Origin of the sequence: Pseudoalteromonas sp. S554, from assembly GCF_005930865.1 — a bacterium.
In the GTDB taxonomy this organism is placed as follows: Bacteria; Pseudomonadota; Gammaproteobacteria; order Enterobacterales; family Alteromonadaceae; genus Pseudoalteromonas; species Pseudoalteromonas marina.
The window spans coordinates 42,217-55,760 of sequence record NZ_PNDV01000003.1 but is presented as its reverse complement, the minus strand read 5'-3'; the positions used below and the strand labels follow the sequence as shown (position 1 = coordinate 55,760).

The window sequence follows — 13,544 nt, the reverse complement described above, 5'->3', positions numbered from 1 at the left end:
CCCTGTTATGTTTGCATCGCACGTAATTCAACGAACAAATAAAACAGGAGAGCCTGTTGGTAGTATTGTTTTTATTAAAAAGTAAGGAAATCACAAGTTGCTATGATGGCAGAAGTAGCACAAGTAAAACTTAGCTACTCAATAATAAATGACGATAGCGCAACACAAAATTTACTTGTTTTAAATGGTGGAATCCAAAATGAGGGAATAGCCACTGAGCGACAAAGAATATTGCTAGACATAAATGGTAACCCATTACTGAAAATGAATATTGAGCATCACCACCAAAGGTTGCCTGTATTATTTGACTTGTATTTAGTTATTATTTTAATAATGTTTTTTGTAGCCTCTATAATAGGTTTTTTTGTTGTTAATCGTTTTTTTATTACACCATTAATTAATGGTGCATCGGCAATCAATTTAATGTTACTTAAAAATGACCTTCAACCGCTTCATTTTAAAAATCAGTTTTTAGAAATGCGTGTACTTATAAATGGTTTTAATTCCTTAATAAAAGAGGTCAAAAAACAAAACGAACAACTTGAAAAAATAAGTAAAGTAGACGAGCTAACGCAAATTTATAACCGACGTGCCTTTGAAGAAATTTACACATTACAATGGCATGATGCCCACAATCAAAAAACAACGTTGGGATTAATGCTAATTGATGTTGATTACTTTAAGTTGTACAACGACTTTTATGGTCATCAAGAGGGGGATTGTGCCTTACAAGCACTATGTCGTGTTTTAAAAGAAACCGCCCAATCAAATAATGGTATAGCGGCACGTTATGGAGGTGAGGAATTTATACTGTTGTTTAACCAGCTTTCGTTTGAGCAATTTGAACTAACATCTCAACAATTACGAAAAAATGTAAATGCGCTTAAATTACCTCACAAAGGCTCTAAAGTAAGTGATGTTTTAACTATAAGTGTAGGCTGTGCTTTTGCAACGGCAAAGGCTATGGATAATGAAAGCATCACAGCCAAATCATTAATTAAAGATGCAGACGTTATGCTGTACGAGGCAAAGAACACCGGAAGAGATAGAGCCTTAATTAAATCAATATAATTAAACCACCATCGCGAATTATTACTATTAATGCTAAAAGTTTAATACATATTACGCTGCGCTAAACTTCTTTTCCTCCATGTTGCTCGGCTAAATCATCAAGCTCGGCAATGGTATAATCGAAGCCTGTTTCGTCGTAATCATAGCTTACTTTTACGCTATCACCTCCATTAAAAAGACGTGTTTTAACATCGTTCACTGGCCAGTTTTTTAACTCATGTAAAAAACGGTTGGCCACTTGCGATGATTCAAAACGATAACTAATTTCTGTTTTCATGTGTGAGTCTCTGGCTGTTTAACCCCCGTAGTTTGTGCAATTTTGAACGTTAGTCAAGTTTCGATTACAAAAAATAAAAGGAAAAAATGTAAATTTTGTGTTTCAATTAATGCATTAAACTAAGTAGGCAATTGCTTACTTAAACCAAAATATCATGGCGATTTAACATGCATTATAAATTAGTTTTGATAGTAAGCTCAGTCTTTTTTCTTAGTGCCTGCGGTGGTTCTGGCTCAGATGATACCCCAACAGTTAATGGTAACAAACTTCCTTCTTTAACCCTGTCGGGCTTACCCAGTGATATCATAAAAAGCCAAACTATTGAGCTAAAAGCAACAGCCAGCGATGCTGACGGCAGCATCGCAAGTGTAATTTGGCAACAAACTTCGGGGCCTACGGTGTTAAGTGAGCCAGTAAACGCAAGCTCAGTTAGCGTTAAATTGGCTGATGCACTAACTTACACGCCTTCAGAGTATGCGTTTAATGTTACCGCGACCGATAACGAAGGGGCCACTACCGTTAAAACGGTCAATTTTTTTGCCCGCAATAGCATGGATGCATTTTCTGCAGCTCGGTTGTTGCATCAAGGAAGCATGGGGCCAACGCTTGTAGAAATACAAAACGCGCAAGGTCAAAGTGAGCTGCAATGGCTTGATGCCCAACTGGCATTACCCATTAACTATCATCGTGACTATATGGTGTTTACTAATGACGATGAAGATTTTAGGTATATAAGCCGAATAGACGCGTGGTGGAAAGCCGTAATGCAAAGCGACGATCAGCTACGCCAGCGCGTGGCCTTTGCGCTGAGTGAAATACTTGTAGTGTCTGATCTCAATAACGATTTACGCTCTCAGCCAGAAGGCATGGTGACCTATTACGATTTACTGCTAACGCATGCATTTGGTAATTTTCGTGATTTACTTGAGGCGGTAACTTTATCGCCAATCATGGGCACTTATCTTAGCCATTTGGGTAACGAAAAGGCCGATGATGCACTTAATATTCGCCCCGATGAAAACTATGCCCGTGAGGTTATGCAGTTATTTACTATCGGGCTTGATGAGCTAAACCAAGATGGTACCGCTAAATTAGACGCTAACGCTAATACTATTGCAACGTATGGCCAAGCAGAAATAGAAGGGTTTGCTCGTGTATTTACAGGGTGGACATTTGCAGGCAGTGAAACATTTAAGCGCAAAAGTCGCGACTATGTTGCGCCTATGCAAGCATTTGAAGAGTACCATTCACAAAAGCAAAAAACGTTATTAAACGGCGATATTATTCCCCAAGGGTATGGTGCGCAAGAGTCGTTACAACTAGCGCTTGATAATTTATTTAACCATCAAAATGTAGCGCCTTTTATCAGTAAGCAGTTAATACAACGACTAATTACATCAAACCCTACATCGCAATATGTAGAGCGAATTGCCAATGTGTTTAATGATAATGGCGAAGGCGCACGAGGTGATCTAGCAGCAGTAGTAAAAGCTATATATTTAGATGATGAAGCTCGTCATTATGGCAGTGTATTAAGCTACCAAGGTAAAATAAAAGAACCGCTTCTTAAAACAGTCCAATTTTGGCGAAACCTAAACGCAAGGTCACCCGAAGGTTATTACAAAACATGGAATTTAGTTGACCGATATGGGCAAGGGCCTATGCAGTCGAGTTCGGTGTTTAACTTTTTTAGACCTGACTACCAGCCTGCCCAGTTGCGAACAAATTCATTAGTGGCTCCTGAGCTACAAATAGCCGGCGATGCAACAATTATAGGCACCATGAACGAACACTTTGCCGATTTAGTGTGGAGCACTGCCGAGGCGCACACTGATTTAAATCCAAATGGCATTTATGTTTACATCATTAACGATATGAATACCTTGCAAAACAATGGGATTAACTACTTACTCGATCAATACAACGTACTGTATTTTGCAGGCTCTATGAGTAGCGACACACGCCAAGCATTATTAGATTTAGATGCTTATTTTGATGACGATCAATATCGCGAACGGGTATCGTATTTACTTTATATGATTGCTATTTCACCTGAATTTAATTTGCAGTATTAGGAGAGACATAATGAGCATTAATAGAAGACAATTTTTGTCGTTATGTTTAAAAGGCGGTGTATCGGCAGCCGCACTGACTAGTTTGCAACTACAAGCGCTTACAGGCTCTGTTAATGCAGTTGAACTAGGCGACTACAAAGCACTAGTATGCATTTTTTTATACGGCGGTAACGATTCACTCAACATGTTGGTACCCCTTGAAGGTGAGCAGCGTAGCTTGTACGAACAAAGCCGACAAAATTTAGCGGTTGCATCGCCAATTACTTTAAATACTGCAACCCAGTTTGCAGGTGGTGTAGGGTTGCACCCATCATTGTCGCCTATTCAACGTGTTTTTAATGAATCTAATTTAGCGTTTGTTGGTGGGGTGGGTACCTTGCTTGCGCCAACAACTTACAACGATTACAAAAATAATGCAGTGGTGTTACCTAAGCACTTATTTTCTCATAATGATCAGCAAGCATCTTGGATGTATGGCCGTGAAAAACAGTCGCTGAACAGTGGTTGGGGAGCACGTTTGTTAGAGCGTTTAAATCAGCAGGATCAGTTTGCTGCCAATGTGTCGTTAGATGGAACTAATCTGTGGCAAACAGGCAGCCAAACAAAAGCGTTTGCACTAAATAAAAGTGGGATTAGTCGTATAAATGCATTTGGCGGTTATCAACCACGGACAGACCATGTAACTAACATTATGAATCGTATAATGGGTAATACTCATCATCCGCTTAGTGATGCTTATGCAAAAAGCTTTAATTCGGCTATTAACAATACTCAAACTATGAACAATGCGTTAGAGACTGCCCCAGAGCTGATAACACCATTTAGCGATTCTAGTGTTTCTCAGCAATTGGCCGCAGTGGCAAAAGCAATTAGTGTGCAGTCTACTTTAGCAACACAGCGCCAAGTGTTTTTTGTTTCAATGGGCGGGTTTGACACCCACGACAACCAATTAGAAACCCACCCGCTTTTGTTAAATTCATTAGCGCAAAGCTTGAGCGAATTTAATAGCGCAATGCAAGAGCTAAATATGGCAGACAAAGTAACGACCTTTACGATGTCGGACTTTGGTAGAACGCTGACCTCAAATGGTGATGGCACCGATCATGGTTGGGCTGGCAATCAACTAGTAATGGGAGGAGCGGTTAAAGGAGGCGATATCTATGGTGAATTTTTAACGCAGCATTTAGACGGCCCGCAAGACGTTGGCAGTGGCAGGCTCATCCCAAGCGTGGCAAATGAGCAATACTTTGCCTCATTGGCGCAATGGTTTGGCGTTCCATCATCTGAATTGAGCGATATCTTTCCTAATCTTACTAACTTTGATCGCACAACATTGGACTTTTTTATGTAATTAGTTGCTAATGGTAAACCATAATCAAGCACGCGCAGTATAAGTGCTGTTTACAAAATAACAATTACACACAAAATGGAGCACAAGAATGAAGATTTTAGTCAGCTTGGTGAGTTTAATCGCCTTTTTACTGGTTGTATTACCAGGCCCTTTATACAAGTTTGGCGTGGTTGATTTAGGCCTTGCTTTTACAGGCTTTAGATACGGCGTGTATGTGGGTGGTGCAGCACTTGTTTTACTGCTAGTACAGTTAATATTTATGCGTAAAACCGCTTCATTTGGTAGTGCTATCGTTGCTGTAGTATTTTCTGTGGTTGCTATTGCTATGCCGCTTAACATGATGAATAAAGCCAAAAATGTGCCGCCAATTCATGATATTTCAACCGACTTGGTTAACCCGCCTAAATTTGTTGCTATAGCACCACTTCGCGCTGACGCACCAAACCCAGTTGAATACGCAGGGGAAGAAACCGCGGTACAACAACGTAAAGCTTACCCAGAACTAACAACACTTAACTTTGCACATTCGCAAAGTGATTTAATTGCAGCAACCGAGCAAGCAATTAAAAATTTAGGCTGGGAATTGGTAAGCGCTAATAAATCACTTGGTTTAATAGAAGCAACAGACACCACAACGTGGTTTGGTTTTAAAGACGATGTTGTTGTTCGTATTGTTGATGAAGGTACTGAGCGCTTTGTTGATATAAGAAGTAAATCTCGTGTTGGTCGCAGCGATTTAGGTAAAAATGCCGAGCGCATTAATACTTTAATTGACGAAATTAACGCAGAGCTTACTAAGTAACACTGCCTTAAATAGTAGTATGTGATTGAGCCCAAATAATATTTGGGCTTTTTTGTGGCTGCTTTTCAGTTTGTATTCACTCCTCAAAGTACATACTCAATGCGTTTTAAATTTTTAAACAACTATGGAGTTATGATGAAAACAGTAGGATATGCAGCAAAAAGCCAAGGGTCTGAGCTTACAGAGTTTGAGTTTGAACGCCGCGATTTACGAAATAACGATGTAGAAATTGAAATTTTATACTGCGGTGTTTGCCATTCAGATTTACACGCCGTTAGAAACGATTGGGGCGGTGTAAAATACCCACTCGTGCCAGGCCATGAAATTGTTGGCAAAGTTAAGTCGGTTGGTAGCGATGTTAAAAAATACAAACAAGGTGATACCGTTGGCGTAGGCTGTATGGTTGATTCGTGTAAAAGCTGCGATCAGTGCGACAATAATGAAGAGCAATTTTGCCGTGAGGGCATGGTTGGCACTTATGCCGGTAAAGACAGAGAAACCGGAGAAATGACCCAAGGCGGGTATTCTAAGCATGTTGTAGTTCGTGAAGAGTTTGTACTTTCAATACCACAGAATTTAGATCTCTCACGCGTAGCACCGTTGTTATGTGCAGGTATTACTACGTATTCTCCACTACATAAATGGGGCGTTAAAAAAGGCAGCCGTGTTGCAGTTGTAGGCCTGGGTGGCTTAGGTCATATGGCGGTAAAAAATGCCGTAGCAATGGGTGCTGAGGTAACTGTTGTTGGCCGAAGCGAATCTAAAAAAGAAGATGCTGTTAAACTTGGTGCCCAGCATTACTTAGTTTCAACAAATGATGACGAAATGAAAGAATCGCAGTCAGCATTTGATGTGATCATTGATACAGTGCCAGTTAAACACGACCTATCAATTTATACACCGCTATTAGACATAGATGGAGCATTAATTATTGTTGGTCAAGTGGGGCCTGTTGAAGAGTTAAATACAGTGCCATTATTAATGGGACGACGTCAGGTTGCAGGTTCACTTATAGGTGGTATAGCAGAAACGCAGCAAATGCTCGATTTTTGTGGTGAAAACAATGTATTACCTGAGTGTGAAATGATTAACATTGACGAAATTAACACTGCATACGAACGTATGGAAAATTCAGATGTACGTTATCGTTTTGTAATTGATATGGCGTCGTTAGATTCGTAAAAATTATTGATATGAAAGTAAAAGAGCGGCTTATCAGTCGCTCTTTTTGTGTTGTGATTAATTAACTGTGTTTAAATTGGGTGACTTATTAAGTTGTAAATAGCTCAGCAACCACATTCCTAAGCCACCTAAAAATAATGCCGCAGCGACATAGCCAGTTTGATTTGGCGCAGCCCCTTTGGCAATCGCGATTCCACCTACCCACGGGCCAATTGCGTTTGCTGTATTAAATGCACATTGAACTAATGCGCCTATCATCGCGTGACCCTCAGGTGCTACATCCATGAGTAGGCTTTGAATTAATGTCGCTAAACCGACACTACATCCGATGAAAAAAATAACCGCATAAAGCACCCAAATATTATAACTTGCCGAAACATAAGCAAATGCAAAAATAATGGTGCATACAAGCGCAAAGCCTGTTGTTTTTATTGCCGACTTGTCTGCAGCTTTTCCTAAAACGTAATTACCCAGTGTACAGCCAATGCCAAACATTACCATTGCCACCGAGATAGTATAAGGCGCTGTATTTGTTACATCTAAAATGGTGTCAGCAATGTAGGTATAAATACAAAAAACACCACCAAAGCCAATAATAACAATGCCTAAAATTGACCATGCGAGCTTGTTTTTGAGCACACCAAACTCGTTTAATAAGTTAGAGGGTTTAGCGTTGTCTATGTTGGGCACGACTTTATAAACTAAAATAAATGCAACAAAAGCAATCGCTGCGGCACCAGCTAAACAGTAACGCCAACTTAAATTTTGGCCTACCAATGTTACAACGGGCACACCAACAATAGTTGCAATGGTTAATCCCATAAATACTTTTGACATAAAGCTGGCTCGTTTACCTTGCGGCGCAATATCAGATGCAAGCAAAATGGCAGCACCAAAATAAGCGCCATGAGGCAATCCACTCAAAAACCTAAATATGATTAACTGCTCTAACGACGTAGCCAATGCACTAAGCCCATTAGATACACACATTAAACTTAAAAAAATCAGCAGTGCTTTTCGTTTTCGCATATTAGCCGTTGTAAGCATTAACACAGGTGCACCAACCACTACGCCTATAGCATACGCGCTTATAGCATAACCACTTTGAGAAGGTGTAGTACCAAATGTTTCGCTTATAAGAGGCAGCATTGGCATCATCGAAAATTCAGATAAACCTAAAATAAAGGTGCCTAACGCCAGCACAATTAAAATAGCCGTTTTATTTAGCTGATTGGGTATAGATGTAACATCAGGTTTCATAAACCCCCTTTGAATTAGATGTTTAAATATAAAAAAGTAACGCCAGAGCAAAAAAGCACTATGGGTTATAAATGCAAAAATTTATGAAATGAATATAGAAAAACTTGAGGCAATTAGTTTAAGTGAAGCGGTAGGCTAAGTCATTAGATAGAGTTAAATAAATACGATTTATATTATTTAATTAGCACCTACATACTTAACAAACGCTACAGCTGTGATGAGGGCGACGAATGAAAAACCGCTTAAAAGTACTCAGAGCTGAGCGAAATCTAACACAGGCTAAACTAGCTGAATTATTAGATGTATCGCGCCAAACCATTAATGCAATTGAAAAAGGTAAGTTTGATCCCAGTTTACCGCTGGCGTTTAAAGCAGCGCGTTTATTTGAATTAAAAATAGAAGATATTTTTGATGATGAATAATGCAGGCATATTTAAAATAAAATGAGCAAAGTGCGACAATTTGTCGCGCTTTTATTCTAGCCTCACGAATTATAATTAGTCCAACTATTACAGTGGCATAATTATAAAATGGCAGATTTAAGCAACACTCCAAACACATATTTATTAACGCCTTTGGCTTTTTTTATAGGCAGCATGTTTTCTTCAGCAACCTTTGCAGACGACACCTCTTTAGAAGTTATTGAGGTTCATGGACATTCGCAAAATACACATCTTGCACTTGGTTCTGCAGAATCATTACTAAATGATTTAGGTGTGGATTTTTCTGCTGCAGGTGGGGTGTCTAACTTGCCTATTTTAAATGGCCTGATGGGCGATAGAGTAAAAGTATTGGTCGATGGGGCTGATGTTACAGCGGCATGTGCTAATCATATGAACCCTCCGCTTTCGTATGTTTCTGCTAATCAAATTACGGCTTATCATGTTATTGCGGGTATATCAGCGGTAAGTGCCGGTGGCGATAATATTGCAGGGGTGATAAGCGTAAATACTATTTCACCACAGTATAGCCAAAGTAATGAGCTTAACTGGCACTCAGGCTATGTATCTGCTCAATATAATAGCGTAAACAATGCGCGAAAAGTGGGGGTAGGAGCACGTATTGCGAGCAATACCCTGAGTTTTAATTACCAAGGTGCGTTTAGTGATGCCAAAAGTTACGACGACGGAAATGGAGACTTGGTATTAGATACCTTATATCGCGTTCAAAACCATGCGCTTTCTGCAGCAATACGAGACGAAAAACAACAGTTTGTAATTAAGCTTACACATCAAAAAATACCTTATCAGGGCTTTGCTAATCAGTATATGGATATGACTGATAACACAAGTTATGGCGCAACGGCCCAGTACAAGCGTGTATTGGAAAACAGTGAATTGGAAGCCCAACTTAATTGGCATGATGTTAAACACGAAATGGGTTTTTTTAGCGCTGAAAAAACCGGCATGATGCCAATGAATACCGATGCGCGCGATGTAAGCTCTCAAATTAAATGGCGTTTAAACCTAGATAGCAATAGCAGCTTATTACTTGGGCAAGCATTTTATGATTACCGAATTGATGATTGGTGGTCTGCTGTTGAAGGTTCCGCCATGATGGGCCCTAACGATTACATTAATATAAATAATGGTCAGCGTAAGCGTATTGCAGCATTTGCAGAATTTGAGAGCCAAATAAATACTAAGTTGTGGTTAAATTCAGGTATACGTGTTGAGCATGTAAATACTCGTGCTGACGATGTTCAGCCATATAACGAAGGTATGGCAATGATGACTATGAGCGCCATGCCAATGCAGCCCAGTAACGCAAGTGCCGCTGCTGCTTTTAATAGCAAAGAGCACGATAAATCAGACACGGTGGTTGATATCAGTGTATTACTTAATTATCAGCTTACTCATACTGACGAGCTACAGCTTGGTCTTGCTCGCAAAAACAGAGCACCTAATTTGTATGAGCGATACAGCTGGGGTGTGAGCAATATGGCAACCACCATGATTGGTTGGTACGGTGATGGCAATGGCTATATAGGCAACCAAAATTTAGAAGTAGAAACCGCGCATACAATAAGCTCTACTTATATTAAATCGGCTCAAAACGACGACTGGCAAGTAAGTGCAAACATTTGGTATACCAATGCATCTGACTACATTGACGCAGACCTCGTCAGGTCTTTCAATCGATTTGGCTTAGAAAACACAGCACGTAACATACTTAAATTTACTAATACGGATGCCGTATTGTATGGGGTTAAGTTAGATTTAGCCGCTAATATTCATCAATCTAAAGCACTCGGTAATTGGCAATTAAATGCCAATATTACTAATACACGTGCAAAGCGAGATGATACCAACCAGCCGCTTTATCAAATAAAACCACTGCATACTAAGCTTGCAATTAACCATCAACTCGGCCGCTTTGAAAATACGCTGTCGTGGCAATGGAATGATGCTAAAACACGCGTCGATAACAACCGATTAGAAAACCAAACCGATAGCTACAGCATTGTAAATTTAGGTTCAAAAGCGTCATGGGGCGACTTAACGTTAAGTGCACAAGTGAGTAATTTATTTGACGAGTACTATCAACTACCGCTTGGTGGGGTGAGCATTGCGCAGCTTAAAAAAGGCGAAAGCACGGGTTTTGAGCAGCTCGCAGGGCAGGGGCGTTCGTTTAATATAGGGATGAGTGTCGCTTTTTAAGGTGATTATATAATCTACAACCAAGAGCAGGTTACGGCTGCTCTTGGTTTTGTTCTATTTGGGTTAATTGTGCTGCTTGTTGTTCTAGCTTCTCGCGCTCTGCTTTTGATATATACGCGGGCTTATTACTTTTATGTAATTTAGCGTTAGCGCGTTTGTCTTTCTTTTGAAACTTAGTGACTATTTTTTTACGACGATTCACACTGATTTACCCCAATTATTTTAAGCCGCTTATTATACCGCTATCCATATTAAAGCTGCCATATAAATATTTACACTTAATAGTTTGTTAAATTACCGCAAAGCGCTATTTGTAATGCTGTGTGGGCGCTATAATTAAAGCCCTTAGTTATTAATTAAATGGAATAAGTTTTGAAAAAGTTAGCTTTAGCCAGTGCTCTCTTGTTCGCGTTTAGCGCGCACGCACAGTTACATAAAAATATTGATAATGTTGCCGATTACGCTGTAAATACCTACCAAAATGCGCAAGTACACACGCTAACTAACTTAGTTGCTTTTCCTACAGTAAATAAAGATTCAATACCCGCACCACAAAACCCAAATTTTATTAACTTTAAATCGGTATTAAAAATGAAAGCTGCAGAGCTTGGGTTCGACTATCAAGACCTTGGTTACACTGTGCTTATTGGCATGGGTAAACAAACAGACAAGGTAACAGTGGTAACACACGGTGATGTGCAGCCAGCTAATGCGAGTAAGTGGAAGCAAAACCCCTTTATTATTGATACCTCAGAGCCGGGTAAATTAGTAGGCCGTGGTACCGAAGATGACAAAGGCGCTATCGCTACTGCGCTTTACGCCATGAAAGCGATTAAAGATAAAGGCATAGAGCTTGATAACCGCATTGAGCTGATGATTTATCTGGCTGAGGAGTCTGATTGGGGCCCACTTACTGAGTTCATGAAAACATACGAGCAACCAAAGTATGCAGTAACCATTGATGCATCATACCCGGTTGTGGTTGCTGAAAAAGGTTGGAGCTTAATTTCTCCTACATTTAATGCCATATCAGATCAAAAAGCAGTGTATGTAAGCGACCTTGCTGGTGGTGCTTTCAAAAGCCAAATACCAGAAGATGCAAGTTTAGTACTGCATAATGCTAATGAGAGCTTAATTGACTCACTAAAAGCGAAAGCTGAAACGCTTAGTGATGTTGAGTTTAATTTTGAAGAGCAAGGTAAAGGCTTAAAAATAAGTATAAAAGGAATGTCTGCGCACTCATCTGAGCCAGAATCGGGCGTTAATGCTATCGCACACTTGAGCGAGTTATTTAAAGACGTAGCGCTTGAAAACAACAGCGATGGACAGCTTATTAAATTTGTAAATCAACTGATAGGGTTAGATCTTCACGGTAAGCAGTTTGGCGATATTGCCTATAAACATGACTTTATGGGCCCAATGACCGTAGCCCCAACCGTCATTGAGCGCAGCGGGAATAAACTAACGTTAGCTGTTAATGCTCGTCGCCCTGTTGGTAAAAGTGAAGATGTATTAAAGCAACAAATAGAGACAGCCGTTAATCAATGGCAAGCTAACAATAACGTTACACTCGAGAGTATAGATACAGTGATAGGTAACCCTATGCTGTTAGACAATGCGCCGCATGCGCAAAAGCTACTAGATATATTTAAGCACTTTACCGGCGACGAAAAAGCCGATTTTGTATCAATTGGCGGAGGCACTAACGCAAAACTATTTGATAATGCAGTATCGTTTGGACCTTCAATGCCTGGTAAACGTTATACAGGCCACTCTGAGCATGAATTTATTACACTTGAGCAATTAGAGCTTAATTTACGCATGTATACCGCAATGATGATTGAGCTTGGTAATATGTAAGTTATCAGTGTTTTAATATGAAAGCCGCCTTGCTTAACTAGTAAGGCGGCTTTTTTGTATCTGTTAAAGTTGGGCCACGAAGCGAATATTGTATTGATCGTCGTCATTATTATCGGTGTAACTTGCAGTGAAATAGTAGCTATCGTTAAAAAATTATACGTGCAGATAGAATACTTCAATCTAAAAGTAAGTGAGCTAAATTGACCGTTGAAAAATGTCTATAAATAATGGGCTTATAATAAGGTAATTAAAATAGATGGTGAGCTATTTACAATTCTTTATAAACCACAGGCTAATTATTATAAAAAACTTAACAAACTCTCTTCAAAATGGTAAAAATCATACTGTGTAAATGTATTAATACAGATGGATAGCAGTAATATGGACTTTTTGAATTTAGCACTTACGTTTCCTACCATAATTTTCACGGCCCTGCTTTTGGTTGTAATCCTTTTTTGGGTGATAACTTTATTAGGCTTTGCTGACATTGATATGTTTGAATCTGATTTAGACATAGAGCCCAGTTCATCTAGCTCAAATAGCGCCCATTCAGCGTCAAACTTTGGTTTTGGCAGTATTCCTATTACGGTATCAATTAGTTTAGTGGTTATGCTTAGCTGGCTAATTAGTATTTATGCACATAAGTTTTTTGCTTACCTACTCGGTGATGGTGTTTTATTTTATGTGTTTGGCTTAGTGATGCTAGTAGTAAGCGCGATTATTGCTTTACCAATTGCAGTAATTATTTCAAAACCATTACAACGCTTTTTCTCAAGTGTAGAAACTTCTCGCAGTAGCGACTTATTGGGTCTTGAATGCACGGTTGTTACTGGAAAGGTGACGCCAACGTTTGGTCAAGGCAGAGTTAATTTTCAAGGCACTGAGCAACTCATTGAAATAAGATCTCATGATGAATACCCCTTCAGCGCAGGTGATACGGTAATATTACTTGAGCATATAAAAAAGCAGCATTGTTATATTGTTACTGCCAAACCTTGGTAACACA

12 protein-coding genes are annotated in these 13,544 nt (G+C 39.5%); 9 read left to right on the top strand and 3 right to left on the bottom strand.

The window, feature by feature from the left end; genetic code table 11:
* Positions 1 to 102: 102 nt before the first annotated feature.
* Positions 103 to 1,071: a GGDEF domain-containing protein gene (locus tag CWB65_RS20005; protein WP_008132342.1), complete on the top strand. Its 969-nt coding sequence runs from the start codon at positions 103 to 105 to the stop codon at positions 1,069 to 1,071.
* Positions 1,072 to 1,132: 61 nt separating this feature from the next.
* On the opposite strand, the gene CWB65_RS02215 is transcribed toward CWB65_RS20005, so the two are convergent.
* On the bottom strand, positions 1,133 to 1,348 hold the full coding sequence (locus CWB65_RS02215) for a hypothetical protein (RefSeq protein WP_006791468.1): 216 nt from the start codon (positions 1,346 to 1,348) through the stop codon (positions 1,133 to 1,135).
* A 167-nt stretch (positions 1,349 to 1,515) separates the two neighbouring features.
* On the opposite strand from CWB65_RS02215, the gene CWB65_RS02210 reads away from it, so the two are divergent.
* From CWB65_RS02210 to CWB65_RS02195, 4 genes are all read left to right on the top strand, one after another.
* Positions 1,516 to 3,423, top strand: a complete 1,908-nt coding sequence (locus tag CWB65_RS02210; RefSeq protein ID WP_008132341.1) for a DUF1800 domain-containing protein — start codon at positions 1,516 to 1,518, stop codon at positions 3,421 to 3,423.
* Positions 3,424 to 3,433: 10 nt separating this feature from the next.
* Positions 3,434 to 4,774, top strand: coding sequence for a DUF1501 domain-containing protein (locus CWB65_RS02205; RefSeq protein WP_138739786.1), 1,341 nt, complete (start codon positions 3,434 to 3,436; stop codon positions 4,772 to 4,774).
* 88 nt (positions 4,775 to 4,862) lie between these two features.
* Complete coding sequence (locus CWB65_RS02200) at positions 4,863 to 5,576, top strand: DUF1499 domain-containing protein (protein WP_138739785.1); 714 nt, start codon at positions 4,863 to 4,865, stop codon at positions 5,574 to 5,576.
* A gap of 135 nt (positions 5,577 to 5,711) precedes the next feature.
* Positions 5,712 to 6,758, top strand: a complete 1,047-nt coding sequence (locus CWB65_RS02195; protein WP_008132337.1) for an NAD(P)-dependent alcohol dehydrogenase — start codon at positions 5,712 to 5,714, stop codon at positions 6,756 to 6,758.
* 57 nt (positions 6,759 to 6,815) lie between these two features.
* Here CWB65_RS02195 and CWB65_RS02190 read toward each other — a convergent pair whose 3' ends face one another.
* Complete coding sequence (locus CWB65_RS02190; RefSeq protein ID WP_008132335.1) at positions 6,816 to 8,018, bottom strand: MFS transporter; 1,203 nt, start codon at positions 8,016 to 8,018, stop codon at positions 6,816 to 6,818.
* A 230-nt stretch (positions 8,019 to 8,248) separates the two neighbouring features.
* Between CWB65_RS02190 and CWB65_RS02185 the strand changes: the two genes are divergently transcribed.
* Together CWB65_RS02185 and CWB65_RS02180 are read left to right on the top strand one after the other, a co-directional pair.
* A complete protein-coding gene (locus CWB65_RS02185) occupies positions 8,249 to 8,440 on the top strand; it encodes a helix-turn-helix transcriptional regulator (RefSeq protein WP_008132333.1) in 192 nt (63 codons plus the stop codon).
* Between the two features lie 108 nt (positions 8,441 to 8,548).
* Entirely contained in the window at positions 8,549 to 10,678 is a 2,130-nt protein-coding gene (locus CWB65_RS02180) for a TonB-dependent receptor plug domain-containing protein (RefSeq protein ID WP_138739784.1), read from the top strand.
* A 31-nt stretch (positions 10,679 to 10,709) separates the two neighbouring features.
* Here CWB65_RS02180 and CWB65_RS02175 read toward each other — a convergent pair whose 3' ends face one another.
* Positions 10,710 to 10,880: a DUF2986 domain-containing protein gene (locus CWB65_RS02175; RefSeq protein ID WP_008132329.1), complete on the bottom strand. Its 171-nt coding sequence runs from the start codon at positions 10,878 to 10,880 to the stop codon at positions 10,710 to 10,712.
* A gap of 170 nt (positions 10,881 to 11,050) precedes the next feature.
* Between CWB65_RS02175 and CWB65_RS02170 the strand changes: the two genes are divergently transcribed.
* Together CWB65_RS02170 and CWB65_RS02160 are read left to right on the top strand one after the other, a co-directional pair.
* Complete coding sequence (locus tag CWB65_RS02170; RefSeq protein WP_008132327.1) at positions 11,051 to 12,538, top strand: dipeptidase; 1,488 nt, start codon at positions 11,051 to 11,053, stop codon at positions 12,536 to 12,538.
* A gap of 381 nt (positions 12,539 to 12,919) precedes the next feature.
* Entirely contained in the window at positions 12,920 to 13,540 is a 621-nt protein-coding gene (locus tag CWB65_RS02160) for an OB-fold-containig protein (RefSeq protein ID WP_138739783.1), read from the top strand.
* Positions 13,541 to 13,544 lie beyond the last annotated feature (4 nt).

What these genes read in the sequence shown, in the direction of transcription:
- CWB65_RS20005 (WP_008132342.1), top strand. Translation starts at nt 103, where the DNA reads ATGATGGCAGAAGTAGCACAAGTAAAACTTAGCTACTCAATAATAAAT.
- CWB65_RS02215 (WP_006791468.1), bottom strand. Translation starts at nt 1,348, where the DNA reads ATGAAAACAGAAATTAGTTATCGTTTTGAATCATCGCAAGTGGCCAAC.
- CWB65_RS02210 (WP_008132341.1), top strand. Translation starts at nt 1,516, where the DNA reads ATGCATTATAAATTAGTTTTGATAGTAAGCTCAGTCTTTTTTCTTAGT.
- CWB65_RS02205 (WP_138739786.1), top strand. Translation starts at nt 3,434, where the DNA reads ATGAGCATTAATAGAAGACAATTTTTGTCGTTATGTTTAAAAGGCGGT.
- CWB65_RS02200 (WP_138739785.1), top strand. Translation starts at nt 4,863, where the DNA reads ATGAAGATTTTAGTCAGCTTGGTGAGTTTAATCGCCTTTTTACTGGTT.
- CWB65_RS02195 (WP_008132337.1), top strand. Translation starts at nt 5,712, where the DNA reads ATGAAAACAGTAGGATATGCAGCAAAAAGCCAAGGGTCTGAGCTTACA.
- CWB65_RS02190 (WP_008132335.1), bottom strand. Translation starts at nt 8,018, where the DNA reads ATGAAACCTGATGTTACATCTATACCCAATCAGCTAAATAAAACGGCT.
- CWB65_RS02185 (WP_008132333.1), top strand. Translation starts at nt 8,249, where the DNA reads ATGAAAAACCGCTTAAAAGTACTCAGAGCTGAGCGAAATCTAACACAG.
- CWB65_RS02180 (WP_138739784.1), top strand. Translation starts at nt 8,549, where the DNA reads ATGGCAGATTTAAGCAACACTCCAAACACATATTTATTAACGCCTTTG.
- CWB65_RS02160 (WP_138739783.1), top strand. Translation starts at nt 12,920, where the DNA reads ATGGACTTTTTGAATTTAGCACTTACGTTTCCTACCATAATTTTCACG.